At 60.3% G+C, this 19,872-nt stretch carries 21 protein-coding genes; 11 read left to right on the forward strand and 10 right to left on the reverse strand.

Annotation, left to right across the window (positions count from 1 at the left end; all coding sequences use genetic code 11):
- Positions 1 to 103 precede the first annotated feature (103 nt).
- The 7 genes from rplS to leuC all read left to right on the forward strand — a co-directional run bounded on the left by rplS (position 104) and on the right by leuC (position 5,835).
- Positions 104 to 643, forward strand: coding sequence for a 50S ribosomal protein L19 (gene rplS / locus CCGE525_RS20165; RefSeq protein ID WP_120705835.1), 540 nt, complete (start codon positions 104 to 106; stop codon positions 641 to 643).
- Between the two features lie 260 nt (positions 644 to 903).
- Positions 904 to 1,377, forward strand: a complete 474-nt coding sequence (locus tag CCGE525_RS20170) for a DUF6789 family protein (protein ID WP_245472048.1) — start codon at positions 904 to 906, stop codon at positions 1,375 to 1,377.
- 74 nt (positions 1,378 to 1,451) lie between these two features.
- Positions 1,452 to 2,198: an oxygen-binding di-iron domain-containing protein gene (locus tag CCGE525_RS20175; protein WP_120705836.1), complete on the forward strand. Its 747-nt coding sequence runs from the start codon at positions 1,452 to 1,454 to the stop codon at positions 2,196 to 2,198.
- Between the two features lie 317 nt (positions 2,199 to 2,515).
- Positions 2,516 to 3,313, forward strand: a complete 798-nt coding sequence (locus CCGE525_RS20180) for a basic amino acid ABC transporter substrate-binding protein (RefSeq protein ID WP_120705837.1) — start codon at positions 2,516 to 2,518, stop codon at positions 3,311 to 3,313.
- Positions 3,314 to 3,347: 34 nt separating this feature from the next.
- Positions 3,348 to 4,160 carry an amino acid ABC transporter permease gene (locus CCGE525_RS20185; RefSeq protein WP_120705838.1) on the forward strand — a complete coding sequence of 271 codons (813 nt, stop codon included), beginning with the start codon at positions 3,348 to 3,350 and terminating at the stop codon, positions 4,158 to 4,160.
- A 73-nt stretch (positions 4,161 to 4,233) separates the two neighbouring features.
- Positions 4,234 to 4,356, forward strand: a complete 123-nt coding sequence (locus CCGE525_RS39585; RefSeq protein ID WP_281024658.1) for a hypothetical protein — start codon at positions 4,234 to 4,236, stop codon at positions 4,354 to 4,356.
- Between the two features lie 69 nt (positions 4,357 to 4,425).
- Positions 4,426 to 5,835 (forward strand): 3-isopropylmalate dehydratase large subunit, encoded by a 1,410-nt coding sequence (gene leuC, locus CCGE525_RS20190; protein ID WP_120705839.1) that lies wholly within the window; start codon positions 4,426 to 4,428, stop codon positions 5,833 to 5,835.
- Between the two features lie 83 nt (positions 5,836 to 5,918).
- On the opposite strand, the gene CCGE525_RS20195 is transcribed toward leuC, so the two are convergent.
- Positions 5,919 to 6,821, reverse strand: a complete 903-nt coding sequence (locus CCGE525_RS20195) for an EamA family transporter (RefSeq protein ID WP_120705840.1) — start codon at positions 6,819 to 6,821, stop codon at positions 5,919 to 5,921.
- 82 nt (positions 6,822 to 6,903) lie between these two features.
- Between CCGE525_RS20195 and CCGE525_RS20200 the strand changes: the two genes are divergently transcribed.
- Entirely contained in the window at positions 6,904 to 7,416 is a 513-nt protein-coding gene (locus tag CCGE525_RS20200) for a MarR family winged helix-turn-helix transcriptional regulator (RefSeq protein WP_120705841.1), read from the forward strand.
- A gap of 41 nt (positions 7,417 to 7,457) precedes the next feature.
- On the opposite strand, the gene CCGE525_RS20205 is transcribed toward CCGE525_RS20200, so the two are convergent.
- The 3 genes from CCGE525_RS20205 to CCGE525_RS20215 are packed head-to-tail and all read right to left on the reverse strand — an operon-like array spanning position 7,458 to position 9,623.
- The gene (locus tag CCGE525_RS20205) at positions 7,458 to 8,195 is read right to left on the reverse strand and encodes an SDR family oxidoreductase (RefSeq protein WP_120705842.1); all 738 of its coding nucleotides are present in this window, start codon (positions 8,193 to 8,195) and stop codon (positions 7,458 to 7,460) included.
- Between the two features lie 29 nt (positions 8,196 to 8,224).
- On the reverse strand, positions 8,225 to 9,214 hold the full coding sequence (locus CCGE525_RS20210; RefSeq protein ID WP_120705843.1) for an aldo/keto reductase: 990 nt from the start codon (positions 9,212 to 9,214) through the stop codon (positions 8,225 to 8,227).
- A 13-nt stretch (positions 9,215 to 9,227) separates the two neighbouring features.
- Complete coding sequence (locus CCGE525_RS20215) at positions 9,228 to 9,623, reverse strand: (R)-mandelonitrile lyase (protein ID WP_120705844.1); 396 nt, start codon at positions 9,621 to 9,623, stop codon at positions 9,228 to 9,230.
- Between the two features lie 124 nt (positions 9,624 to 9,747).
- On the opposite strand from CCGE525_RS20215, the gene CCGE525_RS20220 reads away from it, so the two are divergent.
- Positions 9,748 to 10,641, forward strand: a complete 894-nt coding sequence (locus tag CCGE525_RS20220) for a LysR family transcriptional regulator (protein WP_120705845.1) — start codon at positions 9,748 to 9,750, stop codon at positions 10,639 to 10,641.
- A 140-nt stretch (positions 10,642 to 10,781) separates the two neighbouring features.
- Here CCGE525_RS20220 and CCGE525_RS20225 read toward each other — a convergent pair whose 3' ends face one another.
- A complete protein-coding gene (locus CCGE525_RS20225) occupies positions 10,782 to 11,612 on the reverse strand; it encodes an aldo/keto reductase (protein WP_120705846.1) in 831 nt (276 codons plus the stop codon).
- Between the two features lie 154 nt (positions 11,613 to 11,766).
- Positions 11,767 to 12,315 (reverse strand): L,D-transpeptidase family protein, encoded by a 549-nt coding sequence (locus CCGE525_RS20230; protein WP_120705847.1) that lies wholly within the window; start codon positions 12,313 to 12,315, stop codon positions 11,767 to 11,769.
- A gap of 148 nt (positions 12,316 to 12,463) precedes the next feature.
- Here CCGE525_RS20230 and CCGE525_RS20235 point away from each other — a divergent pair, with 148 nt between their 5' ends.
- Complete coding sequence (locus CCGE525_RS20235; RefSeq protein ID WP_120705848.1) at positions 12,464 to 13,147, forward strand: response regulator transcription factor; 684 nt, start codon at positions 12,464 to 12,466, stop codon at positions 13,145 to 13,147.
- Between the two features lie 8 nt (positions 13,148 to 13,155).
- Positions 13,156 to 13,611: a cyclic nucleotide-binding domain-containing protein gene (locus CCGE525_RS20240; protein ID WP_120705849.1), complete on the forward strand. Its 456-nt coding sequence runs from the start codon at positions 13,156 to 13,158 to the stop codon at positions 13,609 to 13,611.
- Between the two features lie 56 nt (positions 13,612 to 13,667).
- On the opposite strand, the gene CCGE525_RS20245 is transcribed toward CCGE525_RS20240, so the two are convergent.
- The 4 genes from CCGE525_RS20245 to CCGE525_RS20260 form a co-directional block, all read right to left on the reverse strand.
- A complete protein-coding gene (locus tag CCGE525_RS20245) occupies positions 13,668 to 14,471 on the reverse strand; it encodes an exodeoxyribonuclease III (RefSeq protein ID WP_120705850.1) in 804 nt (267 codons plus the stop codon).
- Positions 14,472 to 14,678: 207 nt separating this feature from the next.
- Positions 14,679 to 15,338, reverse strand: coding sequence for an outer-membrane lipoprotein carrier protein LolA (locus tag CCGE525_RS20250; protein ID WP_120706519.1), 660 nt, complete (start codon positions 15,336 to 15,338; stop codon positions 14,679 to 14,681).
- A 134-nt stretch (positions 15,339 to 15,472) separates the two neighbouring features.
- Positions 15,473 to 18,130 (reverse strand): FtsK/SpoIIIE family DNA translocase, encoded by a 2,658-nt coding sequence (locus CCGE525_RS20255; protein WP_120705851.1) that lies wholly within the window; start codon positions 18,128 to 18,130, stop codon positions 15,473 to 15,475.
- A 281-nt stretch (positions 18,131 to 18,411) separates the two neighbouring features.
- Positions 18,412 to 19,854: an ammonium transporter gene (locus CCGE525_RS20260; RefSeq protein ID WP_120705852.1), complete on the reverse strand. Its 1,443-nt coding sequence runs from the start codon at positions 19,852 to 19,854 to the stop codon at positions 18,412 to 18,414.
- Between the last annotated feature and the right edge of the window lie 18 nt (positions 19,855 to 19,872).

Raw genomic sequence — 19,872 nt, forward strand, 5'->3', positions numbered from 1 at the left:
GCTCCTGCCTGAACGGGCATATATCCGAGGCGAGATCTCAGGGTCCGACCAAAGATAGATGGATGAGCGCTCTGGCTGTTGAACCAACAACGAGGTTGATAACATGAACATCATTCAGCAGTTGGAAGCCGAACAGGCCGCCAAGATCGAAGCCAAGCGCACCCTTCCCGAATTTTCCGCCGGCGACACCGTCCGCGTCAACGTGAAGGTCACGGAAGGCAACCGTACTCGCGTTCAAGCCTATGAAGGCGTCTGCATCGCCCGCTCCGGCGGCGGTCTGCAGGAAAACTTCACCGTTCGCAAGATCTCTTACGGAGAAGGCGTCGAGCGCGTATTCCCGGTTTATTCGCCGATGATCGAAAGCGTCGAAGTCGTTCGCCGCGGTAAGGTCCGTCGCGCCAAGCTCTACTACCTGCGCGACCTGCGCGGCAAGGCTGCCCGTATCGTCGAAAACACCGGCACCCGCGCCCGCAAGCTCAACGATTCCGAGCGCCAGGCTATTGCCGATGAGAAGGCTCGCATCGAAGCTGAAAAGGTTGCCGCAGCCCAGGCCCTCGCAGCCGAAAAGGCAGCAGCAGAAGCCGCCGAAGCAAAGGCAGCAGCCGAAGCCGCTGCAGCCGCCGCGGAACCGGCAGCAGAATAAGCTTTCCTCGCGGATTGCAGAGATCAAGGCGGCCCTCGGGTCGCCTTTTTTGTTGCGGCGCCCAAAAGGCGACATCGCACCTCTAAACTCTGAAACGCAATTGGTATAATCTGCCACCAGAGCCTGCTAGCGGTACACGCCGAATTTCCGCGAAATCGATGGCAGCGGTAATGCCTCCGGCAGGCGAGCGAATCCGAAACCTACCTGGTTCGGAATTCTTCCGCTTTTGCGGAAGGACCTTAAGCTCATGAGGCAACACCATGCACATCAGGCAATTCTTCCATCCAATGCCAGTGACCCTGGATGTCCGGGCAGGGCTTGTCGCCGGCTTCACCGCTGCTGTCGTCCTTTCCATCTTGATGATAGCCAAGAGTTCGGCAGGCTTGCTGCCGCAGCTCAATCCAATCGAAGATATCGCGCATGTAGCGGGCCTGCCGACAGGCACGATCTTAGCCCTATCGTTTGGGTGGATTGGCCACTTCGTCCTCGGGACAATCGCATGGGGCACCATCTATGCGGCACTACAGGCAAGCCTTCCAGGCACTCCGGTCGTCAGAGGCCTCATTTTCGGAGCTTTAGCCTGGCTCGCGATGATGATCATCTTCATGCCCCTGGCCGGCCATGGCTTATTCGCGCTGTCGCTCGGGGCTCCGGCGACGGTGGCGACGCTTGTTCTTCACCTCATCTACGGTGCGGTGCTGGGTGAGGCTTACACCAAAGTCGCCCATGAATAGCGTCCGCTAGGCTGAAGTCCACTGCCCGGTGCTGGCAGTAACTGACACTCACTCACGTTCTCATGGAGGCATTCATGGAAACGCAGATCAGCGAAGTCGCAGACGGTATCTATCGACTGTCGACCTATGTTCTGGACATCGCTCCCCCGGCAGGCTTCACTTTTAACGAATTCCTCGTCATCGGCGATGAACCGCTGATGTTCCATGCCGGCCTCAGGAAGATGTTTCCAATCAACTGCGAGGCTCTCAGCCGCATCATCCCGCCCGCGCGTCTGCGCTGGATCGCCTTCGGCCATTTCGAGGCCGACGAGTGTGGGGCGATGAACGAATGGCTCGCGGTCGCACCGGAGGCGACGCCTGCGCATGGACGCACGGGTTGCATGGTGTCGCTCAACGATTTCGCGGACCGCGCGCCGCGGGTTCTCTCGGACGGTGAGGTCATCGATCTTGGCGGCGGCAAGCGCGTCCGCTTCATCGACACGCCGCACACCCCGCATGGATGGGATGCGGGCGTGCTGTACGAGGAGTCGACGCAAACGTTGCTGTGCGGAGATCTGTTCAGTCAACTCGGCAACGACCGCGCGCTGACCGACCGGGACGTCGTCGGGCCGGCGATCGCAGCGGAGGACATGTTCCGCTATTCGAGCCTCAACCCCCACATGGGCGCGACGATCCGCAGCCTAAGTGCTTTTGCGCCGCGCACGCTCGCATTGATGCACGGGCCAACGTTCACGGGAGACGGCGCCGCCGCCCTGAATGCCCTCGCAGACGACTACGATCGCCGCGTTTTGAAGGATGCCGACGCTTTGCGGACGCTGTAGCTAGCAGACGTCACCGCATCACGCTGCGGCGAAACGCGGCGGCAAAATGCATCGGAAACAACACGAGAAACGCAGCGATCATCATTGCCGCAACGATGTTGAGCGACAGCGCGCTGCCGCCGCTGGCAACCTACGCCCCTAGGAGCTAGGCATAGGGTCCGGCCTAGTGGCAGTAGCTATTTAATTGCGGAAAATTCTCCGCAGGCCATTAGTTTTGGTGCGGCTTTTCTGTTTTTATCGTCATGGCGACGGCAATGGCCTTGCAATCCGCTTTCCAAATATGACAATTTTCCGTTGCGCTATTCGGGGAGATTTCCATGGCATTCCGTCGTTCGTTCCTTCTGGGCCTCACCGCCCTCGTGCTTGCACCATTTGCTTCCTTTGCCGGCGACCTGCCGAATCTCAACGGCAAGACCGTCGTCGTCGTCACCGAGAATGCCTATCCGCCGCTGCAATTCGTCGATCCCAAAACCGGCAAGGCGATCGGCTGGGAATATGACGCGATGAACGAGATCGCCAAGCGGTTGAACTTCAAGGTCGAGTATCAGAATACGAGCTGGGATGCGATGATCCAGGCCGTCTCCGATGGCCAGTATAACATCGGTATGACCGGCATCACCATCAAGGAAGACCGCAAGCAAAAGGTCGATTTCTCCGATCCCTACATGCGTTCGCAGCAGTTCATGCTGGTGCGCGGCGATGAAAAACGCTTCACCGATGCCAAGAGCTTTGCTGCCTTCAAGGATGGTTTGGTCGGCGCGCAGCCGGGTACGACTCCCTTCTACACCGCCGTCTACGAAGTGCTTGACGGCAACGAACAGAACCCGCGCATCAAGCTCTTCGAAACCTTCGGTGCCACCGTACAGGCTCTGAAGACCGGCGATGTGGACGTGGTTCTGACCGACGGTACGGCCGGCAAAGGCTATGTCGACGCCTCGAACGGTGCATTGAAGCTGATCGGCGATCCGCTCGGCACAGAGGATTTCGGCTTCATCTTTCAGAAGGGCTCCGATCTTGTCGCTCCGATCAACGCCGCCATCGCCAGTCTGAAGGCCGACGGCACGTTCGACGCGCTGAACAAGAAGTGGTTCCTCGACTACAAGATGGGCCAGTAAGCCTTATGCCACTACAGCCGGAAATGCCGTTCTGATGGCTCAGAACGGACAGCATATCAAAGACGACTATCCCTGGTGGCTAGTCGTCTTCATTTTGTTAGGCATCGCGATCGCTGTCGCCATTATCGTCAGCGATCTTTACACCCAGGTCTTCTTCACCGTCGTGCAGGGCGTCTACGTCACCGTCTTCGTGACGCTGGTCGCCTTCGCATTGGCTGTCATACTCGGCCTTTGCATTGCGCTGCTCGGCCTCTCCGACAATATCGTCCTGCGCCAGACAGCACGCTTTTATATCGAAGTCATTCGCGGCATCCCGATGCTGGTGCTGCTCTTCTACGTTGCCTTCGTGGGAGCCCCGGCGATCGTCGCGCTCTATAACACCGTGGCGGCCCCGCTGGTCGATGCCGGCTGGGCAAAGCCGATGCTGGTGCGCGATCTCTCCTTGATGTGGCGCGCCATCATCGCGTTGATGATCGGCTATGCCTCCTTCATTGCCGAAATTTTTCGCGCCGGCATCCAGGCTGTCGACCACGGCCAGATCGAAGCGGCGAAGGCACTCGGTCTGTCGCGCTACCGCCGCTTCCGCCACGTTATCGCGCCGCAGGCGATCCGCGTCATTTTCCCGCCGCTCTCCAACGATTTCGTCTCGATGGTGAAGGACAGCTCGCTGGTTTCGGTCCTCGGCGTCGCCGACATCACGCAGATGGGCAAGGTCTATGCCTCCGGCTCATTCCGCTTCTTTGAAACCTACTCGATCGTCACCTACATCTACCTCATCCTGACGGTCGGTTTGTCGCTATTGCTGCGCCGGGTTGAAAAACGGATGCGCAAGACCCACGAACGCTGAGAGACTAATCCGCGGCAATGTTGGCCAATGGCCACCATTGCCGAAGGTTTTGAAAATTGGTATGAGCATCGGCATGACTAGGATCATGAGCAAAGACGGGCAATTCGTCACGGCTTTCGTGCTGCAGGACCATAAGCGCCTGCCGGCCCGTTTCTTTGCGATGATTTCGGGCGCGCTCAACAGCCGACTTCGCTGATCACTCCCGAGGCCGGCGGTCCTGATCCGCCACCCCCATTTTCGACAATGCCAATATGGATCTGTAGCCATGAGCGCTCCACGCACCCTTTACGACAAAATCTGGGATGACCATCTCGTCGACGCCCAGGACGATGGTACCTGTCTTCTCTACATCGACCGTCACCTCGTTCACGAAGTGACGTCGCCGCAAGCCTTCGAAGGCCTGCGCATGACCGGCCGCAAGGTCCGCGCGCCGGAAAAGACCCTGGCCGTCGTCGACCATAACGTCCCAACCTCGGCCGACCGCCATCTCGGCATCAAGAACGAGGAAAGCCGCATCCAGGTCGAGGCGCTTGCCCATAACGCTGCCGAATTCGGCGTCGAATACTACTCCGAAAATGACAAGCGCCAGGGCATCGTCCACATCATCGGCCCCGAGCAGGGCTTCACGCTGCCCGGCATGACCATCGTCTGCGGCGACAGCCACACTTCGACGCACGGCGCCTTCGGCTCGCTGGCGCACGGCATCGGCACATCCGAAGTGGAACACGTTCTGGCGACCCAGACGCTGATCCAGAAGAAGGCGAAGAACATGCTGGTTCAGGTCGACGGCCAGCTTCCGCCCGGCGTCACCGCCAAGGACATCATCCTCGCCATCATCGGCGAGATCGGCACTGCCGGCGGCACCGGCTACGTCATCGAATATGCCGGCGAAGCCATCCGCGCGCTGTCGATGGAAGGCCGCATGACCATCTGCAACATGTCGATCGAAGGCGGTGCCCGCGCCGGCCTGATCGCGCCCGATGAAACCACCTTCGAATACATCAAGGGCAAGCCGCGCGCGCCGAAGGGCGAGGCGCTGGAGCAGGCAATATCCTACTGGAAAACGCTCAAGTCAGACGAAGGCGCGCATTACGATCGCATCGTCAAACTCGACGCCGCCAACCTGCCGCCGATCGTCTCCTGGGGCTCCTCGCCGGAAGACGTTGTCTCCATCCAGGGCATCGTTCCGAACCCGGACGATATCCGGGACGAGACCAAGCGCACGTCCAAATGGCGTGCGCTCGACTATATGGGCCTGAAGCCGGGCACGCCGATGACCGAGATCAACATCGACCGCGTCTTCATCGGTTCCTGCACCAACGGCCGCATCGAAGATCTGCGCGCCGTTGCCAAGGTCGTCGAAGGTAAGACGGTGGCATCCACCGTCGATGCGATGATCGTTCCGGGTTCCGGCCTGGTAAAGGAACAGGCGGAAGCCGAAGGCCTCGACAAGATCTTCAAGGCCGCCGGCTTCGACTGGCGCGAGCCGGGCTGTTCCATGTGTCTGGCCATGAACGACGACCGCCTGAAGCCCGGCGAACGCTGCGCTTCGACCTCGAACCGCAACTTCGAAGGCCGCCAGGGTTTCAAGGGCCGCACGCATCTGGTATCGCCCGCCATGGCCGCAGCCGCCGCAATCGCGGGGCACTTCGTCGATATTCGCGAATGGAATTGATCGGCTTCGATTGATTGAATGCGAAAGGCGGCTTGCGGGCCGCCTTTTTTGTCTGCTCCGAAAATTTCCCTCGGCTCGACCTTCTATCCTCTCGACGCGATTGCCGGGCGATCGGCTGGCGCTGATTTTCCTGCGGAGGGAACCTGCTGCGCGCGCTGGCTGAGCCAGACGCTGCCAAGCACGATGGCAATGCCCAGGAACTGTACCGGGCTGAGTTTCTGGTCCAACACCCACCAGCCAAGGATCACTGCGGTCGTCGGGCTCAAGAAGCCGAGCGGCGAGACGACGGACGGTTCCAGGCGCGACAGGCCACGAAACCAGAGAATATAGGTGAGCGCTGCTCCGATCAGGCCAAGATAGGCAAAACCCAGAAGATTGGCGGCGGTCGGAAAGGGAAGCGGCGGCTCCATCGCCAGGGTGAAGGGCAGCAACAACAAGCCTCCGGCCGTCAGTTGCCAGGCAGTGAAGGTGAGCGGCGAGACATCTGGCCGCCAGCGGCGGCTAAGCACGGTGCCGGTCGCCATGGAGACAGCGCCGCCGATACCAGCCCCAATGCCGACCGGATCAAGCGCTGCCTGCGGCGTGAGGATGAGAAGCGCGACGCCGACGATACCGGCCATCGCCGCGACGATGGAAAGGCCGCGGATCGGCGAGCCAAGCAAGAGCCGGGCCAGCACGATGACGATGAGCGGTTGGATCGCACCGACAGTGGCCGCTACTCCGCCCGGCAACCGGTATGCGGATATGAACAGCATCCACCAGAAAATCGAGAAATTCAGCGCGCCGAGGACGAGTGATCTCGCCCACCAGATGCCGCGCGGCAATCGCCGGACGATGGCAAGCAGAAGCAGTCCCGCAGGCAATGCGCGCAGCATGGCGACCGTCAGAGGATAGCCGGCCGGCAGAAGCTCGGTCGTCACCAGATAGGTGCTGCCCCATATCGTCGGCGCGATTGCCGTCACCAACAGATCGAAATTGCGCCTCACCTCACACCTCCGGAATTTATCTCGACCTCAAGGTAACTCAAAATATCTTGACGTCAAGATAAATTCATGGCGATGTCTCTGCATGGATCGCATCGACAAAATTCTCGCTCAGTGGAATAGGGAACGGCCCGATCTTAACACCGGCCCGATGGGCTTGATCGGCCGCATCAGGAACCTCGCGCACCACCTCAGCCGAGAAATGGACCGGACTTTCGCGCAGTTCGGATTGAACGGCGCAACCTTCGACGTGCTGGCCACCCTCCGCCGCTCGGGAGCGCCCTATGCCCTCTCCCCCAGCGATCTGATGGCCACCATGATGGTCGCCTCGGGCACCATGACCAATCGCATCGATCAACTGGAAAAGGCTGGTCTCGTCGCCCGCAGCACCAATCCGGAGGACGGCCGCAGCTTTCTGGTGTCGTTGACCGAAAAGGGGTTTGCACTGATCGATAGCGCGGTCGCCGCCCATGTCGAGACGCAGGCCCGTCTTGTGTCAGGCCTGTCGGAAGAGGAGAAAGCGGCATTGAACGCGTTGCTTGGCAAGTATTTAGCCGGCTTAGAGGCGTCGATGCTGGGGAAGTCTGCCCCGGTCTGAGCGACCGAAAATAGCCCGCAGATGACGGGCTATTTTCACGTTCAGTATTCCTGTTGGGTCGGCCTGAACAGGATCTCGTTGATGTCAACGTCTTCAGGCTGGCTCATCGCAAATGCAACCATGCTCGCGAAGGAGTCGGCGGGAATGGCGAGCTCATAGACCTTCCGGACACGCTCGGCGACGTCGGGTTCGGTGATGCTGTCGGGAAGCTCGGTCGCGACCGCACCGGGCGAGATGATGGTGGTCCGGATATTGTAAGGTTTGACCTCCTGCCGCAGCCCCTCGGAGATCACCCGCACACCATGCTTGGTCGCGGCATAGACCGCTCCTCCGGGATTGACCTTGTGGCCGGCCACCGAGGAGACGTTGATGATGTGACCGCTCTTCTGCTCCTTCATGTAGGGCAGCGCGGCGCCGATGCCGTAGAGCACGCCCTTCAGGTTCACATCGATCGTGCGATCCCAATCTTCGACCTTGCAGCGCTCCAGAGGGGAATGCGGCATCAGCCCGGCATTGTTGATGATGACATCGATACGGCCGTGCAGCTTTACCGCCTGATCCACGAGACGCTTGACCTGCTCGAACTGCGTCACATCTGTCTCCAGAACGGCTTGTTGATCCAGCGATAGCTCCTTGGCGAGAGCCTGCAGGCGGTCGAGACGACGCGCTCCGAGCACCAATTTTGCCCCGTCCTTCGCAAGGCGACGGGCAGCAGCCTCCCCGAGGCCGCTGCTTGCTCCGGTTATGACAACCACCTTGTCCTTGATACCTTGCGTCATGTCCTTTTCCTTTCCGGCTTGTATGCCGCCTATCGGTTGACCCTTGCTTGCAGGTGCGGAGGATAACGGTCCCCTTGGACAGCGATCTGGGAAAGTGCATCCTCGATAGTGCCGACATCCTCGGCGGTCAGCACGACGTTGGCCGCGCCGACGTTCTCTTCAAGCCTGTGCATCTTGGTGGTGCCGGGGATCGGCACGATCCAGGGCTTTCGAGCAAGCAGCCAGGCAAGAGCGACCTGAGCCGACGTCGCCTGTTTCTGCGCCGCGATTGCGCCAAGCAGATCGACAAGAACCTGGTTGGCTTTTCTGGCCTCCGGGGTAAAGCGCGGGACGATGTTGCGGAAGTCCTTGCTGTCGAATGTGGTGTTTTCGCTGATTGCACCAGTGAGGAAGCCTTTCCCCAACGGGCTGAAAGGAACGAAACCGATGCCAAGTTCTTCGAGGGTCGGCAGGACGTCCTGCTCAGGCTCCCTCGACCAGAGTGAATATTCGCTCTGAAGGGCTGCGACCGGCTGGACTGCATGGGCACGCCGGATCGTCTGCGCGCCAGCCTCCGACAATCCGAAATGCTTGACCTTGCCCTCCTGGATCAGGTCCCTCACTGTGCCGGCAACATCCTCGATCGGGACGTCCGGATCGACGCGATGCTGATAGAACAGGTCGATGACATCGGTCTTCAGACGCTTCAAGGCGGCCTCGGCGACTTCACGGATGTGTTCCGGTCGGCTGTTCATGCCGCTCTGGCCGCCGTTCGCATCGAATTCAAAGCCGAACTTCGTTGCGATCACCACCTTTTCTCGAATGGGCGCCAGAGCTTCTCCCAAAAGCTCCTCATTCTGATAAGGGCCATAGGCCTCAGCGGTGTCGAAGAATATAACGCCGCGCTCGAAGGCCGAACGGATCAGCTTGATCGCCTCTTGCGTGTCCGTTGCAGGCCCGTAGCCATAGCTCAGGCCCATGCATCCGAGACCAAGGGCTGAGACTTCGAGACCGCTGTTTCCAAGTTTACGCGTCTGCATGGTTTCTTCTCCCTCAGGCTTGATATTGCTCGTCGTTGACATGCTCCATCCAGTCGACGACCTTGCCGTCGAGATGTTCCTGGATGGCAATATGGGTCATGGCCGTCGTAGGCGAAGCGCCATGCCAATGTTTCTCACCCGGAGCGAAGCGGACAACGTCCCCTGGCCTTATTTCTTCGATCGGGCCGTCCTCACGCTGCACACGGCCCAAACCAGCCGTCACGATCAGCGTTTGGCCAACTGGATGCGTGTGCCACGCCGTGCGGGCACCCGGCTCGAATGTGACGCTGGCGCCGGCCGCGCGGGTCGGCCCGTTGGCTTGAAACAGTGGGTCCACACGGACCGTTCCGGTGAACCAGTCTGCCGGTCCTTTGCCCGACGGCTGCGAACCGTTTCGTTTGATTTCCATGATCTTCGTCCTCTACCCGAAAGGCAGCACGATGAATTCGGCCGCTGATGGGCGAAATTTAGCGCGTGTGATTGATCGCGATTAGATGGTAGAACTGGTAAAGGCCTATGAGAAAGATTCATGAATGCCACGTCAGCCCGTGAATGACCTGATTGCCTTCCTTGCCGTGGCGCGGGAACAGAGCTTCACCAAAGCGGCCGCAAAACTCGGGGTTTCGCAATCGGCGCTCAGCCATACCATCCGGGGGCTTGAGGCTCGTCTTGGGCTTAGGCTGCTGATGCGCACCACGCGCAGCGTCTCGCCGACCGAAGCGGGAGAGCGACTGCTCGTGACCATAGGTCCCCGGTTTGACGAGATCGAAAATGAATTGGCCGCGCTGAGCGAGTTTCGCGAAAAGCCTGCTGGCACCATTCGCATCACAGCCGGCGAGCACTCAGCCGAAACCATCCTCTGGCCAGCCCTGGAGACGCTGCTGCCGCAATATCCGGACGTCAATGTGGAGATTATCGTCGACTACGGACTGACCGACATAGTCGCCGAACGATACGATGCGGGCGTGCGACTGGGTGAACAGGTCGCGAGAGACATGATCGCGGTTCGCATCGGCCCAGATATGCGCATGGCTGTCGTCGGTAAGCCAGCGTATTTTGAGAATCGGCCGAAACCACAGACACCTCAGGACCTGACCGACCACAATTGCATCAACCTGCGTCTGCCGACCTACGGCGGCGTCTACGCCTGGGAGTTCGAAAAGGACGGACGGGAACTGAAGGTGCGGGTCGAGGGTCAGCTAGTGTTCAACAACATTGCACTCAGGCTGAATGCCGCCTTGGTCGGTTTGGGACTGGCTTACCTTCCGGAAGATGTCGTGCAGCCCTATCTTCGCGACGGCCGGCTCGTCAGGATTCTCGAGGATTGGTGTCCGCCATTTACGGGATACCATCTCTACTATCCGAGCCGACGGCAGGCCTCGCCGGCCTTCGCTCTGGTCGTCAACGCCCTTCGCCGCCGTGTTTGAGGAGATTTCAATTTTAGAGCCGCTATTGCCGATGCAATCTGTGCGGCCCTGCACGCGCGCTTTAATCCTAAAGAGGCCCGGAGTGTCAGCTCCGAGCCCCTGAACACCGCGCGGAGGGTGCCCCTTTGCAACTCCAACTATCAGAAGCTTGCCTTCAGCGGATCCGGCCCGATGCGCGCACCGGCGGAATCGAGCTTGGCAATTTCGGCGAGATCGTCGGCGTCGAGCTCGAAGTCGAACACCTTGAAGTTCTCCTCGATGCGGCTCGGCGTCACCGACTTCGGGATGACGATCAGGCCGTTGTCCATGTGCCAGCGGATGACGACCTGGGCCGGTGTGCGGCCATGCTTGGCGGCAACCTTGCCAATGACGGCATTGTCGAGGAGCTTGCCCTGGCCGAGCGGGCTCCAGGACTGCGTCTTGATGCCGAGCTTGTCGTGGACTTCGCGCAGGCCCTTCTGCTGGAAGGTCGGATGCAGCTCGATCTGGTTCAGCACCGGGGTGACGCCGGTTTCGCCGATGATGCGGTCCAGATGCTCCTTGGCGAAGTTGGAGACGCCGATCGAGCGTGCACGGCCTTCTTCCTTGATACGCAGAAACGCCTTCCACGTGTCGAGATAGCGGCCGCGATGCGGCGACGGCCAGTGGATGAGGTAGAGGTCGACATAGTCGGTCCCCAGTCGCTTGAGGCTTTCGTCGAACGCCTTCAGGGTCGAGTCGAAACCTTGGGCTTCGTTCCAGAGCTTAGTGGTCAGGAAGATGTCCTTGCGGGCGACGCCAGACTGGCGCAGGCCTTCGCCCACGCCGTCTTCATTAGCATAGATGGCAGCCGTGTCGACATGACGATAGCCGGCCTTCAAAGCCGTGCTGACGGCCATCGGTGCGACGTTTTCCGGCGTCTGCCAGACACCGAGGCCGACCTGCGGGATGGAATTGCCGTCGTTGAAAGTGATTGTCGGTTGAGTGGTCACAATATGTCTCCAAAAGACTTGGGAGTGGATGGAGTGAAGGCGTGAATTGAACCCGGGCGAAAGCCCCGGATTTCCCTGCGCGCATCGCAGCAGCTCGCGCCGGTCGCAAACCTATATAATATAGGATTGCAGGATTATCACCCCAGCACACCTATCAGATGACGCGAACTGTTGTTCCCCTGCGGAAAAAGCGGATGAGCCGCCGCATGTCCTTGAGGCTGACGGCCACACAGCCGGCGGTCGGCTCGTAGCCGGGTTTGATCAGGTGGAAGAAGATCGCGGAGCCGCGATGGCGGCGGCGCGAACTGATATTCCAGTCGAGCACGAGGCAGATGTCATAGAGCCCGTCACGCCGCAGCATCTCCTCATGGCTTGGCTTGAACGGTGCTTTGACGAGCCTATTGTAGTTGGCGTCCTCCGGCTGGTCGCACCAGAGCATGTCCTTTCGAATACGCCGCATCTGCAAAGGCGTCTGAATAAAGGGAACATGATCGCCGCGAACAAAGCCGTAAAGCAGTTTCATTGCAGCGATCGGCGTCGCACCATCCCCTTCCCGCTTTAGCACGCTGCGCCCCGACCGGCCGATTGCCGCCGGCATCGTCAGGGAGCCAATCTGCACGAGCGCGCGCGTCGATTTTCCCGGCGCGGGACGAACGACGATTGTCGAAACGGCCCGCCTGCCGCCCGGCCTTGCTTTTTCCATTATCCTCACATGTTTTTGCTTTGCGCGTGATTTCGTTTGAAATCATAGCAGTTTCAATTGGACGACCAAGCCTGAGCAGCCTCATGACTTGCTAAAAATGCAATTTGGCGTAGGACTTAGAGCTAGAGAACACGAGGACCGCAACGGCATGACCGCACGCACCATTCTGCTGGTGGACGATGACAACGACCTGCGCGAAATGCTGGTCGAGCAACTGTCGCTTTATGAGGAATTCACGGTTCTGCAGGAGGCGACCGCCGGCAAAGGCGTGCAAGCCGCCCGTGCTACCGCCGTCGATCTTCTGATCATGGACGTCGGGCTGCCCGATATGGACGGCCGCGAAGCGGTGAAGCTGCTGCGCAAGAATGGTTTCAAGGCACCGATCATCATGCTGACGGGTCACGACACCGATTCCGATACCATCCTCGGCCTGGAAGCCGGAGCCAACGACTATGTCACCAAGCCGTTCCGTTTTGCCGTGCTGCTGGCCCGCATCCGTGCGCAGTTGCGCCAGCACGAGCAGAGCGAAGACGCGACCTTCACCGTCGGCCGCTATCTCTTCAAGCCGAGCCAGAAGCTGCTGACCACCGACGACGGCCAGAAGATCCGCTTGACGGAGAAGGAAGCGGCGATCATCCGTTATCTCTACCGCGCCGACCAGAAGGTCGTCACCCGCGACATCCTTCTCGAAGAGGTCTGGGGCTACAATTCCGGCGTCACCACCCATACGCTGGAAACCCATGTCTACCGCCTGCGCCAGAAGATCGAGCGCGATCCCTCCAACGCCGAAATCCTGGTCACGGAAAACGGCGGCTACAAGATCATTCCATAGGCGACGAGATGGCGCTCAATGACGATATCCGTCTGCTGTCGCAACTGCCGCTGTTCCACGGCATGGGCGACGAGCCGTTGCGGCTGATCGCCTTCGGCGCCGACCGCCGGCATGTCGCGGCTGGCCTGACCCTCTTCCGGGAAAAATCGCCGGCCGAATGTGCCTATGTCGTCACTCGCGGCAGTTTCGAGCTGAGCACCGTCGACGCTGCGGGGCAACCGCATGTCGAAGCCACCGTGCAGGCTGGCACCATGCTCTCAGAGCTGGCGCTGGTGACGCTGGTGGAGCGCAAATATACCGCGGTGGCGCTGGAGGATTCCGATGTCATGCGCATTACGCGCGCGCTGTTTCTCCGGCTGATCGAGGAATATCCCGACGCCGGCCTTCTCATCCAAAACCGCGTCCGCGAAAATTTCGCCGTCCTCGCCAAGCAGGCAGCCGCCTTGCTTCACCGGTTTTCTTGAGAATCCGGCCTCGTAGCCCCGTGGCCGACGGCAGCTCTTGAACTCACCCGAATGTCTCAGAGATTGAAATGTGCCGTTACCGGCACATGGTCGGACGGGCGGTCCCAGCCGCGTGCGGCCTTCAGGATATCGATGCGCTGCAGGAGCGGGCCGATATCGGATGATGACCAGATATGGTCGAGACGCCGGCCGCGGTCGGCTGCTTCCCAATCCTTGGCGCGATAGCTCCACCAAGTATAGAGCTTTTCGTTTTCCGGCACCTGCTGGCGCATCAGATCGAGCCAGGCGCCGCGTTTCATCACCTCGATCAACCCGTCGGTTTCGACCGGCGTGTGGCTGACGATCTTCAGCAATTGCTTGTGCGACCAGACGTCATGTTCGAGCGGTGCGATGTTGAGATCGCCGACGAGGATTGCCGAGGTATTCAGCTCGGCATTGGCATGCAGCCTCTTCATCTCGTCGATGAAGTCGAGCTTGTGACCGAACTTGGGGTTGATCGTCCGATCCGGCTCGTCGCCGCCGGCCGGAACGTAGAAATTATGCAGCCGGATACGCCGGTTGCCACGATGGAAGATCGCCGAGATATGCCGGGCATCGCCGACGTTGCAATAATCCTGCCGATGATCCTCGGTCAACGGAATGCGCGAGACGATCGCGACGCCATGATAGCCCTTCTGTCCATGGACAATGATGTGCTCGTAGCCCAGCGCCCTCAAAGGCGGCAGCGGGAAAAGCTCGTTCGGGACCTTGGTCTCCTGCAGGCAGAGAATATCGGGCCGGTGCTGCATCACGAATTGCTCGATGATCGGCATGCGCAGCCGCACCGAATTGATGTTCCAAGTCGCAATCGAAAATCCCATGCCCAAACCCTTATCTTCAATCCCGCCAAAGCGTCCCGCTTTCAGGTGGAATCACCTGCAAGCGGATAAGATGCTCTAGATTCAAAAGATTAGAGCGACCTTTGTGCGTTCAAATGAACGCACAACGCTCTATGGGTTTAGCCCGGCAGGAAAGGAAAAGGAAGATCATTCAACCTCTTCTCCCCGCTCGTCATGGCCGGCGGGAGATCACCGGCTCGTGCCGGAATAATCGATCCGGAAGACGCTGTCGTCGAAGGAAAGATTGGTCTTCACATTGTTGACGATGACATCGGTCGTCTTGCCCTGAGGGTCGATGACCGTCCATTGGCGCAGATCGTAAGTCTTGGAATCGAAGATCATGGCGATGGTCGCATCACCGAAGACGGTGCGGTTGCCGAGTGTGATCTTGGTAAGGTCGGGCTGCGCATCGACATTGCGCACCATGTCGGCGGAGAGGTCGATCTTGTTGGCGAGCAACAGGCTCAGCGGCGTCTTCGAGAGCTGATACATGTTGTTCGTGTGCGTCTGGTCGTTGATGACCTGGACGTTGTTGCCGTCGCAGATGACGCGCATGCGTGACGGCGGATCATAGTTGAAGCGCAGCTTGCCGGGACGCTGGATGAAAAAGCTGCCGCTCAGCTGGTCACCGCGCGGTCCGATCTGCAGGAAGCCGCCCTTCATGGTCTTGATGGACGAGAAATGATCGGCGATCGCCTGTGCAATGTCGGGATTGAGAGCAACCGACTGCTGCGCGAAGGCCGCCGCGACGGGTGCCACGCTTGCCGCGCCCGCCACCACCATAGCGCCGAGGAAATGACGGCGAGTGAGGCTCAGGTGGGTCGAGGGCTGCGCATCAAACTTTTTCATCGAATTCTCCTTCATGCCTTGTCCATGGCGCGCAAAATCAGGCGTCTTCATGGCGCGGCGCCCCATGCTCTGTCACGAGCCGCGATCAAATCTCCGAAAGCATATTCGGGATATGTGACACGGGCTCATGACCGTCAGCGATCGAGAACGTCCGCTTCCGTCGGCACGAGAATCTCGCGCTTGCCGGCGTGGTTGGCCGGGCCGATCAGACCTTCCTGTTCCATGCGCTCGATCAGCGAGGCGGCGCGGTTATAGCCGATGCCGAGCCGGCGCTGGATGTAGGAGGTCGATGCCTTGCCATCACGCAGCACGATCGCCACCGCCTGATCGTACGGATCCTCCGAATCGGAGAGGTTGGCCGCACCTGCCGGACCGTGACCATCGTCGTCGTCCTCGTCGGCAGTGATCGCATCGAGATATTGGGGCGAACCCTGCGTTTTCAAGTAGGAGACGATATCTTCCACTTCGCCATCGGCGACGAACGGGCCGTGGACGCGCTGGATGCGTCCGCCACCGGCCATGTAAAGCATGTCGCCCATGCCGAGGAGCTGTTCGGCACCCTGCTCGCCGAGGATCGTACGGCTGTCGATCTTCGAGGTCACCTGGAAAGAGATGCGCGTCGGGAAGTTCGCCTTGATCGTGCCGGTGATAACGTCGACCGACGGGCGCTGTGTCGCCATGATGACGTGGATGCCGGCCGCACGTGCCATCTGTGCCAGACGCTGCACAGCGCCTTCGATATCCTTGCCTGCCACCATCATCAGATCGGCCATTTCGTCGATGATGACGACGATATAGGGCATGGGCTTCAGATCGAATTCCTCGGTCTCGTAGATCGCCTCGCCCGTCTGGCGGTCGAAGCCGGTCTGGACGGTACGGCTGATCGCCTCACCCTTGGCGACCGCCTGCTCGACGCGGGTATTGAAGCCGTCGATGTTGCGAACGCCGATCTTCGACATCTTCTTGTAGCGCTCTTCCATCTCGCGGACGGTCCATTTGAGAGCAACCACAGCCTTCTTCGGATCGGTGACCACGGGCGAGAGCAGGTGCGGAATGCCGTCATAGACGGAGAGTTCGAGCATCTTCGGATCGATCATGATCAAGCGGCATTGCTCCGGGGTCATGCGGTAGAGTAGCGACAGGATCATGGTGTTGATGGCGACGGATTTACCCGAACCGGTGGTGCCGGCGACGAGCAGATGCGGCATCTTGGCGAGATCTGCGATGACCGGCTCGCCGCCGATCGTCTTGCCGAGCGACATGGCGAGCTTGGCCTTCGAGCTTTCAAAATCCCGGCTGGCGATGAGCTCGCGCAAATAGACCGTCTCGCGGGTGGAATTCGGCAGTTCGATGCCGATGGCATTACGGCCGGGAACGACGGCGACACGGGCCGCGATCGCGCTCATCGAGCGGGCGATGTCGTCGGCTAGCCCGATGACCCGGGAAGACTTGATGCCCGGCGCGGGCTCCAACTCGTACAACGTCACGACCGGGCCGGGACGGACATGGATAATCTCTCCCTTGACGCCGAAATCCTCGAGCACGCCCTCGAGCATGCGGGCATTCTGCTCCAAGGCATCGGAAGAGAGCGTTGCGTCCCTGACGATCGTCTTCGGTTCGGCGAGCAGGTGGACGGCCGGAAGCTGGAAGCCATAGGGACGAATGAAGGAGGTCTGCGCCTCACGCTCGGCGCGGACGCTGGGCTTCGGCCGGGCGGCAGCGGGAACGACACGGTGGCCGGGAACCTTTGGCGAAGCAGGACGCAGCGCCCATTCGTCCTCCTCGTCATCCGGCAGGATGCCAGCGGGACGCGGCAACTCGCGCTCATAGGAGGGATCGTCGTCCTCATCCTCGTCATCGTCACCGATATTCATGGACGGAGGAGAAACGGCACGGCGCGGCGCCGGGCCGTCCAGCGACGGCTCGACGCGCTCGCCACGGACAACAGGCGCCTTGGCGCGCACCGGCTCGTTCAGCGTACCGAACTCATCATCATTGAAATCGTAGGGCGCATCGAAGGCCTGGTCGCGACGCTTACGCGGCCCCATGCCGAACAGGCGGCGAAGCCGCGCCTGTGTATTATACCAGGCGTGCATGAGGGCGCCGAAGGCCAGGAAGCCGCCGCGATCGTCATCCTCGTCGTCATCTCCGACATTGCGCGCGCGGCTCTGCGTGTTTTCATAGTCCTCTTCATCCTCCTCCTCGTCTTCCAGCAGGCTGCGGCCGACAATGCCGGCGGCAAACAGCATGAGCCAGGCGGCCGGGATCGCGAGAACGGAGCCGAACACGGTCGCGAAAACGCCGCTCGGATAGGTGCCGATGAAAAGAGCGGGAAAGCGCAGAAGGATGTCGCCGATGACGCCGCCGATACCGTTCGGAATCGGCCAGGTCGGAGGTGCGGGGAAACAGGCAATGGAACCGGCAGCGACGATGGAGCCACCGACCCAGGCACCGAGACGGGCCGGCACCCGATGAACCTTGCGGTTGGAAATCAACGCGAAAGCCCAGGCGACGACCGGTAGCAGCGCGACGACCGAGGCAAGACCAAGTGCCTGCATCATTATGTCTGCAAAGGCAGCGCCTGGAAAACCGAGTATGTTCGTCGGCGCGTTGCTGGTGGCGTAGGAATAGCTGGGGTCCATGACGTTCCATGTCGCCAGTGCCGCGACCGCGAGCGCCAGCAGGAACAGCAGCGCGAAGCCGCTGAGGCCCCTCACCTGCCGCCAAACGACCACCGAAAGCGAGAAGCGGTCGGGACGACCGCCCAACGCTGCCGAATTGCTTCTGCCCATAATATCCAGCCCGTTCGTTATCGAAAGCACAAGCGAATCGGCGTCATGCCACTCACCCAGTACGTCAGGTCTACCTAATCAGAGGAGGGTTAATGGCATGTTAACCATGCGAGCGAGGCAGGCGAATCAGTGAATTTATGGGCATGACGCGAGCGGTTGCGGGCATAAAAAAGGCCCGAACCAAGGTCCGGGCCAAGAGCGGCTTATTTTTGAATAAAATAGGCCGCGACGGGATGTTCAGCAGCGCCGGGAGCTTTGTCTCGGCGCCGCAATCTCCGGATTTAGGAGCTGTGGTAAGCGGCTTCGCCATGGGAGGCGAGGTCGAGACCTTCGCGCTCGGCTTCCGGCGTTACGCGCAGGCCGACGATGATGTCGACGATCTTGTAGAGGATCGCCGAACCGATGCCGGACCACAGCAGCGTCGTCAGCACACCCTTGAACTGGGCCAGCAACTGCGTTGCGGTGCCCGGATAGGAGGCTGCGAAGTCTGCCGTCGAATAATCGACGATGCCTGCGCCGCCGAGGGCCGGGTTGACCAGGATGCCGGTCATCAGGGCGCCGAAGATACCACCGATGCAGTGTACGCCGAAGACGTCGAGGCTGTCGTCGTAGTTGAACTTGTTCTTCACGACATCGACGAAGAAGTAGCAGATCGGCGAAACCAGAATGCCGAGGACGATGGAGCCCATCGGGCCGGCATAGCCGGCAGCCGGCGTGACGGCGACGAGGCCTGCGACGGCACCCGAAGCTGCACCGAGCATCGAAGCTTTGCCACGGGCGAAGGTTTCAACAACGCACCAGGAGAGAGCCGCAGCGGCGGTCGCAACGAAGGTGTTGATCATGGCGAGCGAAGCGTAGGCATTGGCTTCAAGGTTCGAGCCGGCGTTGAAGCCAAACCAGCCGACCCACAGCAGCGATGCGCCGACCATGGTGAGCGTCATCGAATGCGGCGCCATGATCTCCTTCTTGTAGCCGGTGCGCTTGCCAAGCATGATAGCGCCGACCAGACCGGCAATACCGGCATTGATGTGAACGACCGTGCCGCCGGCGAAGTCGATGGCGCCGAAGCCGAAGACCATGCCCGACGCAGCCGTGTAAGAGCTCGGACCACCCCAGTACCAAACCATGTGGGCGATCGGGAAGTAGACGAAAGTGACCCACAGGAAGACGAAGAGCATGACGGCCGAGAACTTGATGCGCTCGGCGAAGGCGCCGACGATCAGAGCCGGCGTGATGCAGGCGAAGGTCATCTGGAAGCAGACATAGGTAAGCTCAGGAATGCCGACACCCTTTGTGAAGGTTTCAACGAGATCCTTCGAATCGGTGCTGACGCCGGCCAGGAAAGCCTTGGAGAAGCCGCCGACGAAGCTGTTCAGCGAGCCGCCGTCGGTGAAGGCGAGCGAATAGCCGTAGACGCACCAGATGATCATGACCATCGCGGTGATCATGAAGACCTGCATGAGAACGGACAGCATGTTCTTGGCGCGGACGAGGCCGCCGTAGAACAAGGCCAGGCCCGGAATGGTCATCAGAAGAACGAGAACCGTGGAGACCAGCATCCAGGTATTGTCACCCTTGTCCATGGTGATCGCCGGAGCTGCGGCAGCGGCTGCCGGAGCTGCGGCCGGTGCGGCTTGCTGCGCAAAGGCAATCGCCGGCGCGAGCAAGGCCGCAGAAAGCGAACCTACCCGTGCAAGAGTGGAGGAAAGCTTAGTAGATGTCATCGCAAATAACTCCCTGAT

It is taken from the genome of Rhizobium jaguaris, from assembly GCF_003627755.1.
GTDB lineage: Bacteria > Pseudomonadota > Alphaproteobacteria > Rhizobiales > Rhizobiaceae > Rhizobium > Rhizobium jaguaris.